We start from the raw sequence: 22,420 nt of genomic DNA, 5'->3' as shown, positions 1-22,420 counted from the left end.
CCAACTGAGAATTACTTGCAGATACTCATGACTCCTGTTTCCGTTGGCCAGCCACGCATCCTTTCCATTGAAGACGACCCGGTCCTCGGCGCGTATGTGCACGAGCATCTGGGCCGCAGCGGTTTTCAGGTGACCTGGTGCCAGAACGGCCAGGAAGGTCTGAACATCGCCCAGCGCCAGCCTTTCGACGTGGTGCTGATGGATATTCTGCTGCCGGGGCTCGATGGTCTGCAGTTGTTGACGCAATTGCGGCAGAGCCATTCGACGCCAGTGTTGCTGATGTCGGCGCTGGGTGCCGAGGCCGACCGCATCAGCGGTTTCCGCCTCGGCGCCGATGACTATTTGCCCAAACCGTTCAGCATGGCCGAGTTGCATGTGCGCATCGAAGCGATCCTGCGCCGGGTGGCCCTGGATCGGCGCCCGCCTGCGGTTACCGCTGCGGTGGTCAGCGGCACCCTGCGTTTCGATGACGAACACTGCGACGTGTTCTTCGGCGAGCAAGCGGCCGGGTTGACCCGCAGCGAATTCCGTCTGCTGGAAACCCTGCATCGCAACAACGAGGAGGTGCTGAGCAAAGCCTTCCTTTATCAGCATGTCCTGCAACGCGGCTTTGCGGCGCACGACCGCAGCCTCGACATGCACATCAGCCAGATCCGCCGCAAACTCAAAGCCATCGGTTACACCGAGCGCGAAGTGCGCACGGTGTGGGGCAAGGGCTATGTCTTGAGCGGCGCCGATGAAACTGTCTGAACTGCCGGGGCGGCATTCGCTGTTCTGGAAACTGGCGTGCCTGCTGGTGGCGTTCTGTCTGCTGATGATCTGGTTGAGCTGGTCGTGGGGCCGCTACATGGAGGAGCGCAATCAGTTCCTCTCCAGTGACGCCCGCAGCACCCTCAGCCGTTATGCCGCGCAAGCCGAACAGGCGTGGCAGCGCGGCGGGCGCAATGGCGTCGATGACTGGTTGCAGAGCATGGAATTGCGCGAGGCAAGTTGGGTCGGCGTGATCGGCGCTGATTTGCAGTCGCTGAGCAATCAGCCGTTGAACGCCGCGGAGGTGCAGCACCTGACCTTCCTGCGCGGCCTCGACTGGCCGATCCACAAGAAGGGCCGACCTTGGCTGCGGGTACCGTTCCCGCAGGATCCGGCCGCCGGCATTCTGGTCATCGAGTTGCCCGAGCGCTTTGTTCCGGGCAAGTACCGGGTGTTCTGGCGGGTGATCACCAACGGCGTGATTCCCGGGCTGTTCACCCTGTTGCTCTGTGTCGGCCTGTATCGCCTGCTGGTGGTGCCGCTGAACAACCTGCGCGAACAGGCCAACGCCTGGCGCGCCGATCAGTTGAACGTGCGCCTGTCGAGCGGCATCACCCAGCGCCCGGATGAACTCGGTGAGCTGGCGCGGGCCTTCGATTCCATGTCCGAGCGCCTGCAAAGCACAGTCGCCTTGCAGCAGCAGTTATTGCGCGACTTGTCCCACGAACTGCGCACGCCGCTGAGCCGTCTGCGTGTGGCCAGCGAAAGCGAACAAGGTCTGCCGCAGCTACGCGAGCGCATCGGCCGCGAGGTCGACGGCATGCAGCGGCTGGTCGAAGACACCCTGCAACTGGCCTGGCTCGACACCGACCGCTCGCCGTTACCAAATGAAGCGATCCAGATTCAGGCACTGTGGGAAATGCTCACCGACAACGCCTGTTATGAAAGCGGCTGGCCGAGCCTGCAATTGCAATGCTCGGTCGAAGCTTCGTGTTGGGTGCGCGGCAACCTCAATACCCTCGCGCAAGCGCTGGAAAACATCCTGCGCAACGCCATTCGTCACTCGCCCGAGGGCGGCATCGTGCGTCTCGATGCACGGCGCGATGGCGAGTATTGGCATTTGTGGCTGGAGGATGAGGGCGGCGGCGTGGCTGACGAAGATCTGCAGCGGATCTTTTCGCCGTTCATTCGATTGGACGGATCGAGACCCGGGGATGGTGGCTTTGGCCTGGGCTTGAGCATTGCGCGTAATGCGGTGCAGCGCCAGGGCGGGTTGCTCTGGGCGCAAAACACCGGGGCGGGGCTGCGGTTGAATTTGCGCTTGCTGGCGGATGATGGCGTCGCCCATGCGGACGCCTTCGCGAGCAGGCTCGCTCCCACAATGGCTGTGCATTCACCGCAGATCGCATAAGCAAAATTCATCCCCTGTGGGAGCGAGCCTGCTCGCGAATTCAAGCATCACCACAAGAACTGAGTGTTACTCAAATAAAAGTCGCACCACTGGCGCGACTTTTATTTGCTTATTCCCATAAACCATAAGCACCGCACTTTGCGTGATATGGCCTGCGCGGGTTTGCCGGTATGATAGGCGCCCCCGCACGTCTGGATTGCGAATACGCCATGACCTTGCAGTACCCAACCATCGCCGATTGCGTCGGCAACACGCCGCTGGTGCGTTTGCAGCGCCTGCCCGGCGCCACCAGCAACACCCTTTTGCTCAAGCTCGAAGGGAACAACCCGGCGGGTTCGGTCAAGGACCGCCCGGCGTTGTCGATGATCACTCGCGCCGAGTTGCGCGGGCAGATCAATCCCGGCGATACGCTGATCGAGGCGACCTCCGGCAACACCGGCATCGCGCTGGCGATGGCCGCTGCGATCAAGGGTTACAAGATGATCCTGATCATGCCGGACAACTCCAGCGCTGAGCGTAAAGCGGCGATGACTGCTTATGGCGCCGAGCTGATTCTGGTGACTCAGGAAGAGGGCATGGAAGGCGCCCGTGATCTGGCCCAGCGTATGGAAGCCGAAGGCCGTGGCAAGGTGCTCGACCAGTTCGCCAATGGCGACAACCCCGAAGCGCACTACACCACCACCGGCCCGGAAATCTGGCGTCAGACCCAGGGCAGCATCACCCATTTCGTCAGTTCGATGGGCACCACCGGCACCATCATGGGCGTGTCGCGCTACCTCAAAGAGCAGAGCGACAGCGTGCAGATCGTCGGTCTGCAACCGATGGAAGGCTCGGCCATTCCCGGCATCCGCCGCTGGCCGCAGGAATACCTGCCGAAGATCTATCAGGCTGACCGCGTCGATCGCATCGTCGACATGGCGCAAAGCGAAGCCGAAGACGTTACGCGGCGTCTGGCCCGCGAAGAAGGCATCTTCTGCGGCGTGTCCTCGGGCGGCGCGGTGGCAGCGATGCTGCGCCTGTCCAGAGAAGTTGAAAACGCGGTGATCGTCGCGATCATCTGCGACCGTGGCGACCGTTACCTGTCGACCGGCATTTTCGACGCGCCGAACTGATGGCCAAACACGAGAGAGGCCTGCGCTTCCAGCCCACCGGCGGCAGCAAGGCGCCACAGATCCCGACCGGCAAAAAGCAGCGCTTGAACATCGAGCGCCTGGCCAATGACGGTCGCGGTATCGCGTTTTTCGAAGGCAAAACCTGGTTCGTCCTCGGCGCCCTTGCCGGTGAAGAGGTCGAAGCGCGGGTGCTCGGCGCCCACGGCAAAGTGGTCGAGGCGCGCACCGAACGCGTGTTCAAGGCCAGCGAGTTGCGGCGCCCGGCAGCATGCCCGCACTTTGGCCGCTGTGGCGGTTGCAGCGTTCAGCACTTGCCCCACGACGAACAGCTCGCCCTGAAACAGCGCATGCTCGCCGAGCAATTGTCGCGGGTGGCCGGTCTCGAACCTGAAGAGTGGGCGGCGCCGCTGAGCGGCCCGGAATTCGGTTACCGTCGGCGCGCGCGCATCGCCGTGCGCTGGGACATGAAGGCAAAAAAACTCGAAGTGGGTTTCCGCGCTGCCGGCAGTCAGGACATCGTCGCGATCAGCGAATGCCCGGTGCTGGTACAGCCTTTGCAACCGATCATGACCCGCTTGCCAGAGATGCTGCGGCGCTTGAGCAAACCGCAGGCGCTGGGCCATGTCGAGTTGTTCAGCGGCTCATCTCTGGCGCTATTGCTGCGGCACATGGCGCCGTTGTCCGAAGCGGATCTGAGCATTCTCAAGGATTTCTGCCAGTTCCATGAAGCGCAGTTGTGGCTGCATGGCGAAGGTGAACCGCAACCGGTCGAAGCCGGTCAGAGCCTCGGCTATCGCCTGGAACAGTGGGATCTCGAGCTGGCGTACCGGCCGGGTGACTTCGTTCAGGTCAACGCCGGGGTCAACGAAGCGATGATCGCTCAGGCTCTGGACTGGCTTAAACCGACGGCTGAAGAACGCGTGCTCGACCTGTTTTGCGGGTTGGGAAATTTTGCGCTACCGCTGGCCAAAAGCGTCCGTGAAGTGGTGGCGGTGGAGGGTGTGCAGACCATGGTCGAGCGTGCCGCTGCAAATGCCATCAGTAACAATTTGCATAACACAAAGTTTTTTCAAGCCGATTTATCCCAGCCTTTGAGCGATGCCCAGTGGATCGGAAACGGCTTTTCTGCGGTACTCTTGGACCCACCGCGTGACGGTGCTTTCGAGGTGGTGCGCAAGCTCGCGACCCTGGGTGCCAAACGGTTGGTATATGTGTCGTGCAATCCGGCCACGCTGGCGCGCGACACGCAGGAATTGATCAAGCAGGGCTACCGGTTAAAACGTGCCGGGATTCTCGATATGTTTCCTCAGACGGCACATGTCGAGGCCATGGCGTTATTTGAAGCGAGCCAGGACGGCTCGTCTGAATCCGTCTGATCTGTCCGCGCAGCGCTCGCCTGAGCCCCGCGAGCGCGAACGGACGCTGAGGATCAGCGATTTGACGCATTGAATCTGCGTCGTAGGGAAGGTAAAGCAGCATGGTACAGGTGAGAGCACACCAGCCGATCAACACCGACGGCAGTATCAATCTCGAGGCCTGGCTCGATCACGCGGTCAGTGTCGATCTGGCACTGGATCGCGAGGCCTTGAAAGAGGCCTGCGAGTTCGCTCGCGAGGCCGAACAGCAGTCCAACGCGAAGAAGAATCTGTGGGCCGAAGGCTCCGGCAGTTTCAGCACTGGCCTTGAGATCGCCGAGATCCTCGCCGACCTCAAGCTCGACCAGGATTCGCTGGTCGCCGCCGTTTTGTATCGCGGCGTGCGCGAAGGCCAGATCGAGCTGGCGGCCATCGGCCAGCGCTTCGGTCCGGTGGTGGCCAAGCTGATCGACGGCGTGCAGCGCATGGCGGCCATCAGCGCCAGTCTCAGCCCACGGCAATCTATGGTCATGGGCACCCAAGGGCAGGTCGAGAACCTGCGCAAGATGCTCGTGGCGATGGTCGATGACGTACGCGTTGCGCTGATCAAACTGGCCGAACGCACCTGCGCCATCCGTGCGGTGAAAACCGCCGACGATGAAAAGCGCAACCGCGTCGCTCGCGAAGTCTTCGACATCTATGCGCCGCTGGCCCATCGCCTCGGCATCGGTCACATCAAATGGGAACTGGAGGACCTGTCCTTCCGCTATCTCGAACCCGATCAATACAAGCAGATCGCCAAGTTGCTCCACGAGCGGCGGCTGGACCGCGAGCGCTTCATCAGCGACGTGATGACCCAGCTCAAGGACGAACTGCAGGCCACTGGTGTCGATGCCGACATCAGCGGCCGGGCGAAACACATCTACTCGATCTGGCGCAAAATGCAGCGCAAGGGTCTGGAATTCAGCCAGATCTATGACGTTCGCGCCGTGCGCGTGCTGGTGCCGGAAATGCGCGACTGCTACACCGCGCTCGGTATCGTCCACACCCTGTGGCGCCACATCCCGAAAGAATTCGACGACTACATCGCCAACCCGAAAGAGAACGGCTATCGCTCGCTGCACACGGCGGTGATCGGCCCGGAGGGCAAGGTCCTCGAGGTGCAGATCCGCACCCACTCCATGCACGAAGAAGCCGAACTCGGCGTCTGCGCGCACTGGCGCTACAAGGGCACCGACGTCAAATCCGGCTCGAACCATTACGAAGAGAAAATTTCCTGGCTGCGTCAGGTGCTCGAATGGCATGAAGAGCTGGGTGATATCGGCGGTCTGGCCGAACAGTTGCGCGTCGACATCGAGCCCGATCGGGTTTACATCTTCACTCCCGACGGACACGCCATCGACTTGCCGAAAGGCGCGACGCCGCTGGATTTCGCCTATCGGGTGCACACCGAAATCGGCCACAACTGCCGGGGCGCGAAGATCAACGGGCGTATCGTGCCGTTGAACTACAGCCTGCAGACCGGCGAGCAGGTCGAGATCATCACTAGCAAGCACGGCACGCCGAGCCGCGACTGGCTGAACCCGAACCTCGGTTACGTCACCACCTCGCGCGCGCGGGCGAAGATCGTTCACTGGTTCAAATTGCAGGCTCGCGATCAGAACGTTGCGGCCGGTAAAACCCTGATCGAGCGCGAACTCAATCGCCTCGGCCTGCCGGCGGTGGATTTCGACAAGCTGGCCGAAAAGGCCAACATGAAAACCGCCGAAGACATGTTCGCCGCCCTAGGTGCCGGCGACCTGCGTCAGGCGCATCTGGTCAACCTTGCGCAGCAACTGGTTGAACCGGAGCGCGGCAACGAGCAACTGGAACTGATCCCGCGCAAGGCGACCGGTTACAAGCCGGGCAAGCGCGGCGATATCCAGATCCAAGGCGTCGGCAACCTGATGACGCAGATGGCCGGCTGCTGCCAGCCGCTGCCGGGCGATGCGATTGTCGGTTACATCACCCAGGGCCGGGGCGTGAGCATTCACCGTCAGGACTGCGCCTCGGTGCTGCAACTGGGCGGGCGCGAGCCGGAGCGGATCATCCAGGTCAGCTGGGGGCCGGTGCCGGTGCTCACCTATCCGGTGGACATCATCATCCGCGCCTACGACCGTTCCGGGCTGCTGCGTGACGTCTCGCAGGTGCTGCTCAACGAGCGCATCAACGTGCTGGCGGTCAACACCCGCTCGAACAAGGAAGACAACACTGCGCTGATGTCGCTGACCATCGAGATCCCCGGTCTGGATGCGCTGGGGCGGTTGCTGGGGCGGATTTCGCAATTGCCGAACATCATCGAAACGCGGCGTAACCGTACCCCGTGATGCAATTGATTGTTCCCTGTGGGAGCGAGCCTGCTCGCGAAGAGGGCGTGTCAGTCGACATCTTTGTTGCAGACACAGCGCTTTCGCGAGCAGGCTCGCTCCCACAATGGTTTTGTGGTGAGACAGAAAAATGATGTACAGCCTCGAAGACCTGCTCCATCTGATGTCCCGTCTGCGCGATCCGCAGTTCGGTTGTCCGTGGGACATCAAGCAAACCTACGCGACCATCGTCCCACACACCCTCGAAGAAGCCTATGAAGTGGCCGATGCCATCGAGCGTGGCGATCTCGACCATTTGCAAGGCGAGTTGGGCGATCTGTTGTTTCAGGTGGTGTATTACAGCCAGTTGGCCAAGGAAGAAGGGCGGTTCGAATTTGCCGGGGTGATCGACAGCATCACGCGTAAACTGATCCGCCGTCATCCGCATGTGTTCCCGACGGGCGACCTGTACGCGCCGCTCGACGTGCCGCGCTTGAGCGAAGAGCAGGTCAAGCAGCGCTGGGAAGAGATCAAGGCCGAAGAGCGTGCCGAGAAAGCCTCGGCGCCCGAGCAGTTGTCCTTGCTCGACGACGTGCCGGCCACCTTGCCGGCACTGTCGCGCTCAGCCAAGTTGCAGAAGCGCGCCGGGCAGGTCGGTTTTGACTGGCCGGACGCTTTGCCGGTGCTCGACAAGGTGCGCGAAGAGCTCGATGAAGTGCTCGAAGCCATGTCCGAAAACGATCCGGTGGCGGTGGCCGACGAGATCGGCGATCTGCTGTTTTCCGTGGTCAATCTGGCCCGGCATCTGAAGGTCGATCCGGAAACCGCCTTGCGCGGCGCCAACGGCAAGTTTGAAAGACGTTTCCGTTTTATCGAACAGGCATTGCGCGACACCCACCGTCCCATGGAAGATTGCACCCTCGAAGAGTTGGACGCCCTGTGGGGCGAAGCCAAACGCCAGGAAAAGAATGAGCCCAGCTGCGGCTGAGCCGTTGCCCAAGTGAGTAAGCATTGATGAGCCTTTCCCTTCGCGACCAGTTGCTCAAAGCAGGCCTGGTCAACCAAAAGCAGGCCAAGCAGGTCAGCAAAGACAAGCAGAAGCAACAGCGCCTGGCCCACAAAGGCCAGGCCGAGCTGGACGATTCGCAGCAGCGCGCCGCCCAGGAAGCCATGGCCGAGAAGGTCAAGCGCGACCAGGAGCTGAACCGTCAGCAGCAGGAAAAAGCCGAGGCCAAGGCTCGTGCCGCGCAGGTCAAGCAGTTGATCGAAGTCTCGCGTCTGCCCAAGCTGACCACCGAGGACTACTACAACTTCGTCGACGACAAGAAGGTCAAGCGCATCTCGGTCAACACGCTGATGCGCAACAAGCTCAGCAGCGGTTCGCTGGCGATCGTGCACCACAACGGCGGCTATGAAGTGATTCCCCGTGAAGCGGCGCTGAAGATCCAGGAGCGCGACCCGCAGCGCATCGTCCAGCTCAACGTGCAGACTGAAGAGGTCAACGCTGAGGACGATCCGTACGCGGCGTACCAGATCCCTGACGATCTGATGTGGTAAATCCACGGCTGTAAAAACGACGAACCCCGCTCATGGCGGGGTTTGTCGTTTTCAATGCTGTGGTTGCCTCAGGCAGACTTCAGCTCTCGTTGCTGTTCTTGCATTTCCAACTCGGCCTTGTAGTTATGCGCATCGATCTCGTTGTGGAACATGCCGACCAGCAAGTCTTGTTGATGCACATCCCAGATACGGATGCCGGCGGCCAGGCCTTCGTGGGACATGTGTGAATCGTCGCGTTCAGTTACTTTTACAGTCATCTGCTAGCTCCAGATCTCAAGTTACTGCACCAAGGCGTGTGCAGGACTCTGTTATAGGATTTGTTAGTCAGCTAAGTAAACTGCCGATTGGCGCAAGGTGTTGTTGCGGAATTCGCAACAAAGCTGCAGGCCGCGTAAACCGCGACATTCGGTCGCAGGGTAGTAAGTTTCATGACAGAAGTTTCATCTCCAGAACACACTGAAACCCACTGTGGGAGCGAGCCTGCTCGCGAATTCGGTGGGTCAGACGACGACAGGGTGACTGGAATATCGCCTTCGCGAGCAGGCTCGCTCCCACAGGTTTTATCTTGAAATGCGGGGAGTTTTTGACCTGCCAAAAAAAACGCCCCGAACCAGTCGGGGCGTTTTCATGTGTGGCTCAGCAGCGGGAAATTATTTGCCTTCCCAGCGCTTCAGCACCAGCGTGGCGTTGGTGCCGCCGAAGCCGAAGCTGTTGCTCATCACGGTGTTGATGGTGGCGTTCTCGCGGGTCTTGGTCAGCACCGGCAGATCGGCCACTTCCGGGTCGAGCTCGTCGATGTTGGCGGAGCCGGCGATGAAGTTGCCTTCCATCATCAGCATGCAGTAGATCGCTTCGTGCACGCCGGCGGCGCCCAGGGAGTGACCGGACAGGCTCTTGGTCGAGCTGATCGCTGGAGCCTTGTCGCCGAACACTTCACGCACACCTTTCATTTCCGCAACGTCGCCGACCGGAGTCGAAGTGCCGTGGGTGTTCAGGTAGTCGATCGGGGTGTCGACGGTGGACAGCGCCTGCTGCATGCAGCGGATCGCGCCTTCGCCGCTCGGGGCAACCATGTCGTAGCCATCGGACGTTGCGCCGTAGCCAACGATCTCGGCGTAGATCTTCGCGCCACGGGCCAGAGCGTGTTCCAGCTCTTCAACGACAACCATGCCGCCGCCGCCAGCGATGACGAAACCGTCGCGGTCCTTGTCGTAGGCGCGGGAAGCTTGTTCCGGGGTGTCGTTACGCTTGCTGGACAGGGCGCCCATCGCGTCGAACAGGAACGACTGGCTCCAGTGCTCTTCTTCACCGCCACCGGCGAAGACGATGTCCTGCTTGCCCATCTGGATCTGTTCCATGGCGGTACCGATGCAGTGAGCACTGGTGGCGCAGGCAGAAGCGATGGAGTAGTTCAGGCCCTTGATCTTGAATGGCGTGGCCAGGCAAGCGGAAACGGTGCTGCTCATGGTCCGCGTTACACGGTACGGGCCAACGCGTTTCACGCCTTTCTCGCGCAGGATGTCCAGCGCTTCCATCTGGTTCAGCGTGGAAGCACCACCGGAACCAGCGATCAGGCCGGTACGCGGGTTGGACACTTGCTCTTCGGTCAGGCCGGAGTCAGTGATGGCGTCTTTCATGGCCAGGTAGGCGTAAGCCGCTGCATGACCGACGAAGCGATAGATCTTGCGATCGATCAGCTCTTCAAGGTTGAGGTCGATGGAGCCGGAAACCTGGCTACGCAGACCCATTTCAGCATATTCCGGGTTGAACCGGATGCCAGGGCGGCTTGCACGCAGGTTAGCGGAGACGGTCTCTTTGTCATTGCCCAGGCACGAAACGATGCCCAGACCAGTGATAACGACGCGGCGCATGCGAATAACCCTTAGAAGTTGTCAGTGGAGGTGAACACGCCGACGCGCAGGCCTTCGGCGGTGTAGATTTCGCGTCCGTCGACACTGACCGAACCATCGGCGATGGCCATGTTCAGCTTGCCCTTGAGGACGCGTTTGATATGAATGTTGTAAGTGACTTTCTTGGCGGTCGGCAGCACCTGACCGAAGAATTTCACCTCGCCCGAACCCAGCGCACGGCCGCGGCCCGGCAGGCCTTGCCAGCCCAGGAAAAAGCCGACCAGTTGCCACATGGCATCCAGACCCAGGCAGCCCGGCATTACCGGATCGCCTTCGAAATGGCAGGCGAAGAACCACAGGTCAGGGTTGATATCCAGCTCGGCGACCAATTCACCTTTGCCGTACTTGCCGCCTTCTTCGCTGATATGGGTGATGCGATCCACCATCAGCATGTTCGGGGCGGGCAGTTGCGCGTTACCTGGGCCGAACAGCTCACCGCGACTGCAGCGCAGCAGGTCTTCCCGAGTAAAGGCGTTTTGTTTGGTCATGCGAGCTCCTCAATAATCCCATGCGGCAGGTGGGGCAGATCTTCCCGACCGTTCAAGGCATTCATGCCTCGAACCGGCAGCCTACTCATAGACTATTGCGTTGTGGTGAAAGTCACAGCACCAAGGACATGAATGTACACTTGTGCACTGAAATTTTTAATCAAGCCCCTTTTGGGGCTCGTTCGGGTGCCTAAGACTGCCGCACTTTCGCTTTTCACGCCAGTCGCAGATGGTCGAAAGGCCCACACTACGACACCCAGCGCTGCAAAATCTGCTGCAGGTCATTGCGTTTGAACGGCTTGGCCAGGTAATCGTTCATCCCCGCTGCCAGACAGGTTTCGCGATCGCCCTGCAAGGCGTTGGCGGTCAGCGCGATGATCGGCACATCGCGGCGTCCGGGCAGGTCGCGGATCTGCCGTGTGGCCTCGTAGCCGTCGATGATCGGCAGCCGGCAGTCCATCAAAATCACTTCGAACTCGCTGCCCTCGGCACTGCGCACCGCCTGCGCGCCATCGGTCGCCACACTGACGGCAAAACCCAGACTGCGCAGCATCGCTTCGATCACGGTCTGGTTGACCGGGTTGTCTTCGACCAGCAACACATGGCGTCCTTCACCCTGACCACTACCGTTCGGCGCTCGCGGCGCGGCCAGCGCTGGCATTGCCTGCTTATATAGCGCCAATGGAATTTCCAGAGTGAATACCGAACCGCGTCCTTCCTCACTCTGCGCGCGCAACGTACCGCCCATGCGTTCGGCCAGAGTCCGTGCGATCGGCAGACCAAGACCGGTGCCACCGTAACGACGGGAGATCGAACTGTCGGCCTGCTGGAAGGCATTGAACATCAGCTCCAGACTTTCCGAAGAAATGCCGATGCCGCTGTCACGCACCGAGCAGGTGAACCACAGCAGTTCATGGTCCAGCGACTGCCATTGCGCCTCGATGCTGACCCGGCCCTGCTCGGTGAACTTCAAGGCATTGCCAACCAGGTTGACCAGAATCTGCCGGATCCGCGTCGGATCGCCCTGCACCTGCAAGCCGCGCATGTCGTCGGGAATGCGCAGATTCAGTGCCAGGCCTCGCTGCACCGCGCTGTGCTGGAACGATTGCGCGCAGGCGCCGATCAGCTCGGCGAGATTGAACGGGATGTGCTCCAGCTCCAGCTCCGAACGCTCGATTCGCGAGAAGTCGAGAATGTCATTGATGACCTTGAGCAAGTGCTCGGTCGACTCCGAAGCAAGCGCGGCGTATTCGACCTGCTCCTCGGTCATCTCGGTGGTTTCAAGCAACTGCAACATGCCCAGCACGCCGTTCATGGGCGTGCGCAGTTCATGGCTCATCATCGCCAGAAAGTCGGATTTGGCGTTGTTGGCCTTCTCCGCTTCTTCGCGGGTCTGGATCAGTTGCGCCATCGCTTGCTGCTGTTCGCGACTGGCCTGCTCCAGCGCTTGGGCGAGGTTGTTGATGTGTTGTGACAGTGCGCCCAGTTCGGTGTCGTCGACAATCGGCAGCGGGGTTTTGTAATCGCCTTCCTGAATCGCCTTGACCGCATCGCCAATGTCACGGATCGGCTGCGACAGACTGCCGGCCAGACGACGGGCGACGACGAAGGTGAAGAGCAGGGCGAACAGCGCGAGAATCCCGGCCTTGAACAGGATCTCCTGCTGGCGCTGACTGAAAGCGTCATTGGACAGCCCGACGATCACTCGCCCGAGATAATCCTCGCCGGCGGCGCTGTTGCTGACTTTGCCGTCCTGGAAGAAATCGTTGTGCAAGGCGATTCGTTGCAAACGCACTGGTGCCTGGAACACTTCGACCTGATGCGGGCGACTGTGGCTATCGGCCGGTTGTTCGACGTACACCAGAATCCGGTTGGCGCTGTCCTGCACTTCGAGAAAACGCACGATGGGCGTGGCGAGTGTCGCCTTGAGCAGGCTTTCCAGCACTTCGTTGTTGCCGGAGATCACCCCGTATTCCGTGGCAGGCGCCAGTTGGTTGGCAATCAACTGGCCAGTGTGGTTCAGCTCCTGACGCAAATCCTGAATGCGGACGAAGGTAAAGAAACTGATCAACAGCAACGTCAGCAGCAGCGCCGGGCCGAGGCTGATCATCTGCGTGCGGGTGTTGATGTCCCAACGGCGGCGAAAATTCATGGGCGGCGCTCTCCTTCGGCCAAGGCACTGGCGACAGATGCTTCATTCAACGGTTCGATGCCTAAGGAACGAGCCACCTGCGTATTACTTGAGACTTTGAAACGAGCGGGGTAAAGCGCTCGCGGCCAGGCGCTGGTGGGCTGATCGAGCAAATGGTCGAGGACCGCCAGCCAGTCGCTCTGGTCGCTGTAGGTACTGGCGAGGCTGCCAGCGCGAACGAATGCAATGTTGGGGCCGATCAGCGCAACCTGACGCGAGTAGCTGCTGAGCAGGAGGTTTTTCGCCGTCTGCGAGTTGTACAGGTCGGGATCGTCGAGGCCGAGCAAGACATCGCTGCTTTTCAGCACCGCTTGCAGCGGACGGCTGTCGTGAATGTTGTCCCAGCGCTGACTGACAATCTCCAGGTTCAATGGCCGCGCAGCCACGCGCAATTCGTCGAGCAGGAACTCGCCGTGTTCATCGAACAGCACACCGACCCGCCGGGCCTGCGGCAAGATCCGCCGGATCAGTTGCAATTGCCGGCTCAGCGGTGGGTCGCTCCAGAGCAGACTCAGGCGCGCCGGTTGGGCATCGGCGAAACGCTGGCGCGCCTGCAAGCGGCTGATGCGCAACACCAGTGTCGATGGGCCTTGTGAGTCTTGCAGACGCCAGTCGAGGCTGGGCAGGTCGAGCAGAATCAAGCGCAGACTGGCCGGTAATTTGCCCGGTGCCGGCAAACTGGCCAGCGGCTGGAACCGCACATTGTCGGTCGGGCGCAGTTCACTCAGTGCTTGTACGAAAGCCTGCACGCCGGGGCTTTCCTCGGCGCCGGTCAACAAAATATCCGCCGCTTGCACCGCGACCCCGTGCAGCCACGCGGTCAAGAACAGGCAGAGCCCCGCCAGCCAGTGGCCAAGGGTTGGCGTCTTCCGTGACGGGCCGTTGCGCATCCTAGAACTCCAGCTCGGCACTGAAATACATTACCCGGCGTTCATCGTAATTATTGTCGACGAAGGTATTCGGCTGATGATCGAGGCGCTGTTGCAGCACGCCGGCCAATTGCAGCTGAGCTTTGCCAATGGCGATGCGTTTGGCGATGCGCGTGTCGACGCGTTCGAAGCGATAGCCGTTGAGCGCGTTGTCACCGTAATAGAAGAGGGCGCTGTTCCAGCCATGGCCCCAATTGCGCAGCCAACCGGCGGAACCGCTGTTGCGCGAGGTCAACTGCTGATCCAGCGGATTGCTCGCCTCGGCGTCGACGAAGGCGTAGGTCAAACGCAAACGGTCGGCGCTATTGAGGCGCCAGTCGAGTTGCGTTTCGGTGCCGCGAAAGCGCGAGCTGTTGGCATTGCTGGCGATGTACTGATTGTTGCGCAGCGGCTCGCTGATCATCCCAGTGATTTCGTCGTAGAACAGCTTCACGTCGACGGCCAGTCCGAGCTCGGCGAAGTAGCCGTTGTAGCCCAATTCCCGCGAGCGCATGTGTTCCTGATCGAGATCGCCGGGGCCGCGGGTCTTGACGAAATAACGCGCCGACGACTGGCCATAGGCCGAGGGTCGCAGGTTGCTGACCTGATAGCTCCAGTTGACGTTGTTTTCGAACATGTCCGGCGAACGGATCGCCTCCGAGTACACCGCGCGCAGGCCGTGACGCGGGTTGATCAGGTAGTTGACCGCGAAGCGCGGGGTCAGCGAACTGCCGATCAGTTGCGTGTCTTCGAACATCGCACCGCCCTGCACCAGCCAGTGCTCGGTAGCGCGCCATTCCAGTTGGCCGAAGGCGCGCCAGGTGGTGTCGTCGAGGGTGCCGTTGAAGTAGGTTTCGGAGTCGGCGCGGTCGTAGCGGTAATTCAGGCCGCTGACCAGACGCAGGCTGTCTGCCAGGCTGAGGGTGTCCTGCAGTTCGAGGTCGTAACGCGACTCGCGGGCGCTCTGGTCGATATCGCCGCACAAGGTCTGGCTGGCGCCGTTGCGCCATTGCTCGAGCACTTGATTGGCCAGCGCCATTTCCTGCGGCGTGCCGGGCGCCGCGCCGGGGCCGGTGAACCGGGTGATGTTGCGCGCCAGCCGTTCGGTGTAATTCGGGTTGAGCTGCCACAGCTGCGTCAGTTCAGGACTGAACGACACTTCGGCATCGCAGGCGCGCCAGACCTGCTGGCGATCCCAGTGCTGCGCCGAACCTTGCACATAGAGGCTGTGTTCGGGATTGATGTCGAGGTTCCAGCGCACCGAACCGGCGTAATCCTTGGCCACCACGTCGGAATTGTTCCCGGCGTCGGTAATCCCAGAGAACACCGGGCGGTAGGTATAAGGCCGCTGATTGCTGCCGTCTTTGGCGTTGAGCTGCCATTCGAGTCTTTGATCTTCATTGAGATCATGGCTGACCGCCAAGCTCAGACGGTTCAAGCGCCGACTGTCGCGATAATCGGCGCCGTTGCGGTCGCTGTCGAAACCGTCGTCTTCCTGGCCGGACAGCGACAGGCGCAGATCGCCGCCATCCCAACCGGTGCCCTGACTGGCATAAAAGTCGTTGATGCCACGCTGGCCACGGGTGATCTTCAGGCGCGTGCCGTGGCTGTCGGCCGGGTGGCGAGTGATGATGTTGATCACCGCCATCAATGCGTTGGCGCCGTAGCTGACAGTGTTCGGACCGCGAAACACCTCGATCCGCTCGATATCTTCCATCGCGACCGGAATATCGCTCCAGTCCACCGTCGCCAGCCCGGCGCGATAGACCGAACGGCCATCGATCAACACCTGCATGCGCCGTGCTTCGCTGGCGTTGGTGCCGTGGTAATTCACCGCCGGCTGATTGCCGTTGATGCTGCCAACCATCATCCCCGGCACCAGTCGCAGTAGCTCGCTGATGTCGCGGGCACCGCTGGCGCTGATCAATTCGCTGTCGAGAACGGTCATGCTCCCGGGCACTTCCGCCGGCGTCTGCTTCAGCCGCGTGGCCGTGAGTACCTGCGGCAGCGTCTGGCTGTCGACGAACAGATCGTCCGCCAGCACTAGCGGGCTGAACAGCAGCGCCAGGAGCAGCGGCGAGCGCGGGGGAGGAGGGCCAGAAAACACGACACAGCCTGCAGAGAGAAGAATTGGCGCGCATGTTAACCGAGGGCGGCGACTTTTCCAGTGACGTTGCAGGCATTTTCCTAGGTTTTATTGGTCTTCTTCCTACAAATGTCGGTAATTGTTGCTGGGGCTGGCCGCCATCGGGTCGCCCCGTATAATGCCCGGCATCGCCACTGGTATGGATTAACGGATTGCATATGACTGAACAGCGCCCGATTGCGGTCCTGGGAGGCGGAAGTTTTGGTACCGCCGTGGCCAATCTGCTGGCCGAGAACGGCCATCAAGTCCTTCAGTGGATGCGTGACCCCGAGCAGGCCGAGGCCATCCGGGTCAATCGCGAAAACCCGCGTTACCTCAAAGGCATCAAGATTCTCCCGGGCGTGACTGCTGTCACCGACCTGCAAGCCACTCTCGATGCCTGCGATCTGTGCTTTGTCGCGCTGCCATCCAGCGCGTTGCGCACGGTACTCGCCGCCCACGCCGAGCGCTTGAGCGGCAAGATGCTGGTCAGCCTGACCAAAGGCATCGAAGCGCAGACCTTCAAGCTGATGAGCCAGATTCTCGAAGAGATCGCCCCGCAGGCGCGCATCGGCGTGTTGTCCGGGCCGAACCTGGCGCGGGAAATCGCCGAGCACGCACTGACCGCCACGGTGGTCGCCAGCGAAGACGAAGAACTGTGCAAAGCGGTGCAAGCCGCCCTGCACGGTCGTACCTTCCGCGTTTACGCCAGCGCCGACCGTTTCGGTGTCGAGCTGGGCGGGGCGTTGAAAAACGTTTACGCGATCATCGCCGGCATGGCGGTGGCGCTGGAAATGGGCGAGAACACCAAGAGCATGCTGATCACCCGCGCCTTGGCCGAGATGACCCGCTTTGCGGTGAATCAGGGCGCCAACCCGATGACCTTCCTTGGTCTGGCCGGGGTTGGCGATCTGATCGTCACCTGTTCATCGCCCAAGAGCCGCAACTATCAGGTCGGCTTCGCCCTCGGTCAGGGCTTGAGCCTCGACGAAGCGGTGTCGCGTCTCGGCGAGGTCGCCGAAGGGGTCAACACCCTCAAGGTGCTCAAGGCCAAGTCCCAGGAAGTCGGCGTGTACATGCCGCTGGTCGCCGGGCTGCACGCGATCCTGTTCGAAGGACGCACGCTGGAGCAGGTGATCGGTCTACTGATGCGTGCCGAGCCGAAAACCGACGTCGACTTTATTTCCACCAGCGGTTTCAACTGATTCAGCTGTTACACGGACAGGAAGCAAGCCATGAACGATCCGAAAAGCGAAACCCAGTACGAATCCATCCTCCTGCGGGTGTTGTGGATGATCGTTTATCTGCTGGTCTGGCAAGTCGCGCAATTCATCCTCGGCGCGGTGGTATTGGTGCAACTGATCTACCGCCTGATCTACGGCGCACCGAGCGCCAGCCTGATGAATTTCGGCGACAGCCTCAGCCAGTTCCTCGCGCAGATTGGCCGCTTCGGCACGTTTCACAGTGACCAGAAGCCCTGGCCGTTCGCCGACTGGCCGGCGCCGCGCACCCCGGAAGGTGAAGCGCCGCACACCGTCGCCCCGGCCGCGCATCCGGTGCGCGATGAGGAGCCCAAACTATGAAACTGTGGGTATTGCGTCATGGTGAGGCGGTGCCTCACTCGAAGATCGATTCCGAGCGCGAGTTGACCGAGCATGGTCGTAAAGAAGTCCTGAGCAGCGCCGCGCATCTCATGGGCCAGCCGCTGACGGCGATTTACGCCAGCCCTTATCTGCGCGCGCAGCAAACCGCGCAGATCGTGCGCGACGCATTGGGTTTCGAGCCGGAGATTCGCACGGTCGAGTGGCTGACGCCGGATAGCGATCCGGACAAGGTCGCCGAGCAATTGGTGTCCGTCAGTAATGTTTTGCTGGTCAGCCACAACCCGTTGGTGGGCAACCTGCTCAGCTATCTGCAGCACGGCGCCGGACATCCGCCGGAGCGGGTGAGTACGGCGGGGCTGGCGGAGCTTGAGCACAGCGAGCTGCTGATTGGCTCGATGAAGCTCAATAGCCTCAAGCACCCTTAACGCCATATCCCTGTGGGAGCGAGCCTGCTCGCGAAGGCGGCGTGTCATTCACCCTTTTTTGGGGCTGACATACTGCATTCGCGAGCAGGCTCGCTCGATGAAGCTCAACAGCCTCAAGCACCCTTAAAAGCAAAGATCGCAGCCTTCGGCAGCTCCTGCATTGGAATGCATTCCTCTGTAGGAGCTGCCGAAGGCTGCGATCTTTTGATCTTGTTTCTTTTGGTAAAAAATTCAACCAAGCACTTGCTTGGTTGACTACGCTTGCTCCAGACCAAAAAAACAGGAGCGAGTCGCATGTCTGCCGCCTTCCGTTTGCCGCTGGACGTGTTCTACGAACGGGAAGCCCGGCACCCGCGCCAGCGCTTTCTTGTGCAGCCCATCGGCGGCGGTCAGGTCGAGACGCTGACGTGGGCCGATGTCGGCCATCAGGCCCGCTGCGCCGCGCACTGGTTGCGCGCGCGGGAGCTGCCGCCCGGCAGCCACATTGCGCTGATCTCGAAAAATTGCGCGCACTGGATCATCGCCGACCTGGCGATCTGGATGGCCGGGCATGTGTCGGTGCCGCTGTACCCCAATCTCACCGCCGAGTCCGTGGCGCAAGTGCTGACTCATTCGGAAAGTGCGCTGGCGTTCATCGGCAAGCTCGATGACTGGGCAGGCATGGCGCAAGGCGTGCCGGCGGGCCTGCCGACCATCAGCCTGCCGCTGCATCCGCCAGGCGAGTTCGATTACAGCTGGGCGGACCTGCAGAGCTGTTCGCCAATCCAGGACGATCCACGCCCCGCCGCCGGACAATTGGCGACGATCATCTACACCTCCGGCACCACGGGCCTGCCTAAAGGCGTGATGCACAGTTTCGCCAATCTCGGTTTCGCCACCAGTCGCGGCACGCAGCTGTTCGGGCTCAACGAGAACGATCGGCTGCTGTCGTATCTGCCGCTGTGCCACGTTGCCGAGCGCATGTTTGTCGAATTGGCCTCGATCTATACCGGGCAGACAGTGTTCTTCGCCGAAAGCCTCGAGACTTTCATCACCGATCTGCAGCGCGCGCGGCCTACGGCAATGTTCGGCGTGCCGCGTATCTGGACCAAATTCCAGATGGGTGTTTACAGCAAGATCCCGGCGCAGCGCCTGGATTTTCTCCTCGGGCTGCCCTTCATCGGCAAGCGGGTCGGGCACAAAGTGCTCGCCGGGCTCGGCCTGGATGCCTTGCGCGTAGCGTTGTCCGGCGCCGCGCCGGTACCGCAGACCTTGCTCGCCTGGTATCAGAAACTTGGCCTCGATGTGCTGGAGGTGTACGGCATGACCGAGGGCTGCGGCTATTCGCATATCTGTCTGCCGGGGCGATACAAACAGGGCTGGATCGGCCAGCCGTGCCCGGAAGTCGAGGTGCGCATCGATGAGTCCGGCGAAGTGCAGGTGCGCAGCCAGGCCAACATGCTCGGCTATTTCAAGGAACCGCAGAAAACCGCCGAGACGCTGACCGCAGACGGCTTTCTGCGCACCGGCGACAAGGGTGAGCAGGACAGCGAAGGGCGCCTGCGCCTGACCGGGCGACTCAAGGAAATCTTCAAGACCAGCAAGGGCAAATACGTCGCGCCAGCGCCGATCGAAAACCGTCTGGCCGTGCATTCACGCATCGAGCAAGTATGCGTGGTGGGCGATGGCCTGAGTGCACCGCTGGGGTTGTGCGTGCTGTCGGCGGTCAATCAGCAAGAGCCTCGTGCCAGCCTGCACGCGAGCCTGGAAAAATTGCTGCAGGAGGTCAACGCCGCCCTCGACAAGCACGAACGCCTGCACCGACTGGTAGTGGTCAAGGACAGTTGGGCGGTGGACAACGGCTTCCTCACGCCGACCCTGAAAATCAAACGCAACGTCATCGAAGACCGCTACGGCGCGCGTTTCGAAGAATGGAGCGCGCGCAGCGAGGCAGTGCTGTGGCAGGATTGAGCGTCGATTACAACAACAAAGGAAGTCTGCGATGAGCTTGTGGCGTACTACTCCCGACATTGAACAGTTGAACGCAATCCAGAAGAACACCATTGGCGAAGTGCTGGATATTCGCTTCGAAGCCTTCGACGAACAGTCGCTGACCGCGAGCATGGTCATCGACCATCGCACCCACCAGCCTTACGGTCTGCTGCATGGCGGCGCATCGGTGGTGCTGGCGGAAACCGTCGGCTCGATGGCCAGTTATCTGTGCATCGATGCCAGCAAATTCTATTGCGTCGGCCTGGAGATCAACGCCAACCACTTGCGCGGCTTGCGCAGCGGAAGGGTGACGGCGGTGGCCACGCCAATTCATATCGGCCGCACCACGCATGTCTGGGACATCCGTTTGACCAGCGACGAAGGCAAGGCCAGTTGCGTGTCGCGCCTGACCATGGCGGTGGTGCCGCTGGGGGAACAGCCGCCGCTGCGTTGACAGGTTGTAGATCAAAAGATCGCAGCCTTCGGTGTTGTGGTCTTTTGCTTGCGAAGCGTCTCCACCACCATTTCTGGCAGTTATGGTCATTGCTGCGACGCCGGCTCTTGCGGACAATCATCGCCACGATTCCCGCTCATGGATTTGCCCGCATGTCGCAACCGATCTTTTTCGCCCACGCCAACGGCTTCCCTTCGGGGACCTATGGCAAGTTGTTCGCGGCGCTGGCGCCGGAGTATCGGGTCGCGCATCTGGAGCAGCATGCCCATGACCCGCGTTTTCCGGCGGACGACAACTGGTACAACCTGGTCGATGAACTGATCCATCACCTCGAGCAGCAGGAGCAGCCGGTGTGGGGCGTCGGCCATTCTTTTGGCGGTCTGCTGCATTTGCACGCGGCGTTGCGTTGTCCCGAGCTGTATCGCGGCGTGGTCATGCTCGACTCGCCAGTACTGACCCGCACTGATCAGTGGGTGATTCGCGCGGCCAAGCGCTTTGGTTTCATCGACCGGCTGACACCCGCCGGGCGCACCCTCGGGCGGCGTGAAGAATTCGCCGATCTCGACAGTGCACGCAGTTACTTTTCCGGCAAAACCCTGTTTCGCGGCTTCGATCCGGAATGCTTCGATGCCTACCTGCAACACGGTTTGCATCAGGTCGACGACAAGCTGCGTCTGCGTTTTGACCCGGCCACCGAAATCAGCATTTATCGCGGCGTGCCGCACACCAGTCCCGGGCGCACCCGCCAGTTGCAGGTGCCGCTGGCCATCGTGCGCGGGCACAAGAGCCGCGTGGTCATGCGCCATCACACACGTTTCGTCTCGCGTCTGCCCCAGGGCGAGGCGCTGAGCATGCCTGGGGGGCATATGTTCCCGCTGGAGCGCCCGCAGGACACGGCTCGGCTGCTCAAGAATCTGTTCATGCGCTGGGAACAGCGACAGAACAAGGATTGCGCATGAGCCCGACCTGCGAAGAAGTGCGCCTGAACCTGCCGCACATCGAATTGGCCGCGCATATGTTCGGCCCCGAGGACGGCTTGCCGGTGATCGCGTTGCACGGCTGGCTCGACAACGCCAATAGCTTCGCCCGGCTGGCGCCCAAGCTTGATGGCTTGCGCATCGTCGCGCTGGACATGGCCGGCCACGGTCATTCCGCTCATCGACCAAGCGGCGCCGGTTATGCCTTGTGGGACTACGCCCATGATGTGTTGCAAGTCGCTGAACAACTGGGCTGGAAGCGTTTCGGCCTGCTCGGGCATTCGATGGGCGCGATTGTCTCGATGGTGCTGGCCGGTTCGCTGCCCGAGCGCATCAGCCATCTCGCGCTGATCGACGGCGTGATTCCTCCGACAGACAAGGGCGAAAACGCTGCCGAACGCATGGGCATGGCCCTGCAGGCGCAACTTGATCTGCGGGAAAAGCGCAAACCGGTCTACACCACCCTCGAGCGTGCCATCGAGGCGCGGATGAAAGGCCTGGTGGCGGTCAGTCGCGAAGCCGCTGAACTGTTGGCCCAGCGCGGGTTGATGCCGGTGCCCGGCGGTTACACCTGGCGCACCGACAATCGCCTGACTCTGCCATCGCCGCTGCGCCTTACTGAAGAACAGGCGATGGCGTTTGCCTCGCGCGTCAGTTGCCCGGCGCGTCTGGTGGTCGCGGCGGATGGCATGCTGGCCAGGCATCCTGAGTTGCTGGAGCGTCTACCCTTCAGCCACGAACAGTTGCCGGGCGGGCATCATTTGCACTTGAATGACGAGGCTGGCGCAGGTCTTGTAGCAGACTGTTTCAATCGCTTCTTCGCCATGCCTTGACTTG

The 22,420-nt window shown here is 61.2% G+C and carries 20 protein-coding genes; 14 read left to right on the top strand and 6 right to left on the bottom strand.

All coding sequences use genetic code 11. From position 1 onward, the window contains the following. The first annotated feature begins 27 nt into the window (after window positions 1-27). The 7 genes from PSH90_RS19515 to PSH90_RS19485 all read left to right on the top strand — a co-directional run bounded on the left by PSH90_RS19515 (window position 28) and on the right by PSH90_RS19485 (window position 8,530). Window positions 28-750: a response regulator transcription factor gene (locus tag PSH90_RS19515; RefSeq protein WP_056788132.1), complete on the top strand. Its 723-nt coding sequence runs from the start codon at window positions 28-30 to the stop codon at window positions 748-750. Continuing rightward, on the top strand, window positions 737-2,161 hold the full coding sequence (locus PSH90_RS19510) for a sensor histidine kinase (RefSeq protein ID WP_305381337.1): 1,425 nt from the start codon (window positions 737-739) through the stop codon (window positions 2,159-2,161). Before PSH90_RS19515 ends, PSH90_RS19510 begins: the two co-directional genes overlap by 14 nt. A 209-nt stretch (window positions 2,162-2,370) precedes the next feature. Beyond that, the gene (gene cysM / locus PSH90_RS19505) at window positions 2,371-3,273 is read left to right on the top strand and encodes a cysteine synthase CysM (protein ID WP_041479583.1); all 903 of its coding nucleotides are present in this window, start codon (window positions 2,371-2,373) and stop codon (window positions 3,271-3,273) included. Then, window positions 3,273-4,649, top strand: a complete 1,377-nt coding sequence (gene rlmD / locus PSH90_RS19500) for a 23S rRNA (uracil(1939)-C(5))-methyltransferase RlmD (protein WP_305381336.1) — start codon at window positions 3,273-3,275, stop codon at window positions 4,647-4,649. Before cysM ends, rlmD begins: the two co-directional genes overlap by 1 nt. Window positions 4,650-4,750: 101 nt before the next feature. Further along, on the top strand, window positions 4,751-6,994 hold the full coding sequence (gene relA, locus PSH90_RS19495) for a GTP diphosphokinase (RefSeq protein ID WP_041479585.1): 2,244 nt from the start codon (window positions 4,751-4,753) through the stop codon (window positions 6,992-6,994). Window positions 6,995-7,127: 133 nt separating this feature from the next. Next, window positions 7,128-7,961: a nucleoside triphosphate pyrophosphohydrolase gene (gene mazG / locus PSH90_RS19490; RefSeq protein ID WP_024013963.1), complete on the top strand. Its 834-nt coding sequence runs from the start codon at window positions 7,128-7,130 to the stop codon at window positions 7,959-7,961. A 26-nt stretch (window positions 7,962-7,987) separates the two neighbouring features. Then, window positions 7,988-8,530 carry a DUF2058 domain-containing protein gene (locus PSH90_RS19485; protein WP_016773645.1) on the top strand — a complete coding sequence of 181 codons (543 nt, stop codon included), beginning with the start codon at window positions 7,988-7,990 and terminating at the stop codon, window positions 8,528-8,530. Window positions 8,531-8,598: 68 nt separating this feature from the next. Here the strand turns inward: PSH90_RS19485 and PSH90_RS19480 are convergent, their stop codons facing one another. The 6 genes from PSH90_RS19480 to PSH90_RS19455 all read right to left on the bottom strand — a co-directional run bounded on the left by PSH90_RS19480 (window position 8,599) and on the right by PSH90_RS19455 (window position 16,134). Further along, window positions 8,599-8,787, bottom strand: a complete 189-nt coding sequence (locus tag PSH90_RS19480) for a hypothetical protein (protein WP_042607160.1) — start codon at window positions 8,785-8,787, stop codon at window positions 8,599-8,601. A gap of 393 nt (window positions 8,788-9,180) precedes the next feature. Next, window positions 9,181-10,401, bottom strand: coding sequence for a beta-ketoacyl-ACP synthase I (gene fabB, locus PSH90_RS19475; RefSeq protein WP_016773647.1), 1,221 nt, complete (start codon window positions 10,399-10,401; stop codon window positions 9,181-9,183). A gap of 11 nt (window positions 10,402-10,412) precedes the next feature. Continuing rightward, window positions 10,413-10,928, bottom strand: a complete 516-nt coding sequence (gene fabA, locus PSH90_RS19470; protein ID WP_024013962.1) for a 3-hydroxyacyl-[acyl-carrier-protein] dehydratase FabA — start codon at window positions 10,926-10,928, stop codon at window positions 10,413-10,415. Between the two features lie 247 nt (window positions 10,929-11,175). After that, the gene (locus tag PSH90_RS19465; RefSeq protein WP_305381335.1) at window positions 11,176-13,080 is read right to left on the bottom strand and encodes an ATP-binding protein; all 1,905 of its coding nucleotides are present in this window, start codon (window positions 13,078-13,080) and stop codon (window positions 11,176-11,178) included. After that, entirely contained in the window at window positions 13,077-14,009 is a 933-nt protein-coding gene (locus tag PSH90_RS19460; RefSeq protein WP_305381333.1) for an ABC transporter substrate-binding protein, read from the bottom strand. Before PSH90_RS19460 ends, PSH90_RS19465 begins: the two co-directional genes overlap by 4 nt. A 1-nt stretch (window position 14,010) precedes the next feature. Continuing rightward, window positions 14,011-16,134, bottom strand: a complete 2,124-nt coding sequence (locus PSH90_RS19455) for a TonB-dependent siderophore receptor (protein ID WP_305381331.1) — start codon at window positions 16,132-16,134, stop codon at window positions 14,011-14,013. A gap of 197 nt (window positions 16,135-16,331) precedes the next feature. Between PSH90_RS19455 and PSH90_RS19450 the strand changes: the two genes are divergently transcribed. The 7 genes from PSH90_RS19450 (at window position 16,332) to PSH90_RS19420 (ending at window position 22,416) form a co-directional block, all read left to right on the top strand. After that, the gene (locus PSH90_RS19450) at window positions 16,332-17,357 is read left to right on the top strand and encodes an NAD(P)H-dependent glycerol-3-phosphate dehydrogenase (RefSeq protein ID WP_024013958.1); all 1,026 of its coding nucleotides are present in this window, start codon (window positions 16,332-16,334) and stop codon (window positions 17,355-17,357) included. Window positions 17,358-17,387: 30 nt separating this feature from the next. Then, entirely contained in the window at window positions 17,388-17,735 is a 348-nt protein-coding gene (locus tag PSH90_RS19445) for a DUF4389 domain-containing protein (protein ID WP_016773653.1), read from the top strand. After that, the gene (sixA, locus tag PSH90_RS19440) at window positions 17,732-18,181 is read left to right on the top strand and encodes a phosphohistidine phosphatase SixA (RefSeq protein ID WP_150637596.1); all 450 of its coding nucleotides are present in this window, start codon (window positions 17,732-17,734) and stop codon (window positions 18,179-18,181) included. Before PSH90_RS19445 ends, sixA begins: the two co-directional genes overlap by 4 nt. A 294-nt stretch (window positions 18,182-18,475) precedes the next feature. Then, window positions 18,476-20,131: an AMP-binding protein gene (locus PSH90_RS19435; RefSeq protein ID WP_305381330.1), complete on the top strand. Its 1,656-nt coding sequence runs from the start codon at window positions 18,476-18,478 to the stop codon at window positions 20,129-20,131. A 31-nt stretch (window positions 20,132-20,162) separates the two neighbouring features. Continuing rightward, window positions 20,163-20,606, top strand: coding sequence for a hotdog fold thioesterase (locus PSH90_RS19430; RefSeq protein ID WP_016773655.1), 444 nt, complete (start codon window positions 20,163-20,165; stop codon window positions 20,604-20,606). A gap of 152 nt (window positions 20,607-20,758) precedes the next feature. Further along, window positions 20,759-21,565, top strand: a complete 807-nt coding sequence (locus tag PSH90_RS19425; RefSeq protein ID WP_041479594.1) for an alpha/beta fold hydrolase — start codon at window positions 20,759-20,761, stop codon at window positions 21,563-21,565. Continuing rightward, entirely contained in the window at window positions 21,562-22,416 is an 855-nt protein-coding gene (locus tag PSH90_RS19420) for an alpha/beta hydrolase (RefSeq protein ID WP_095181598.1), read from the top strand. The genes PSH90_RS19425 and PSH90_RS19420 overlap by 4 nt, the downstream gene beginning before the upstream one ends. Window positions 22,417-22,420: the final 4 nt, after the last annotated feature.

Source organism: Pseudomonas sp. FP1762 (assembly GCF_030687105.1).
GTDB classification, from domain to species: Bacteria; Pseudomonadota; Gammaproteobacteria; order Pseudomonadales; family Pseudomonadaceae; genus Aquipseudomonas; species Aquipseudomonas siliginis.
Note: the sequence above shows the minus strand (reverse complement) of the source record. Positions and strands in the feature narration are given on the sequence as shown.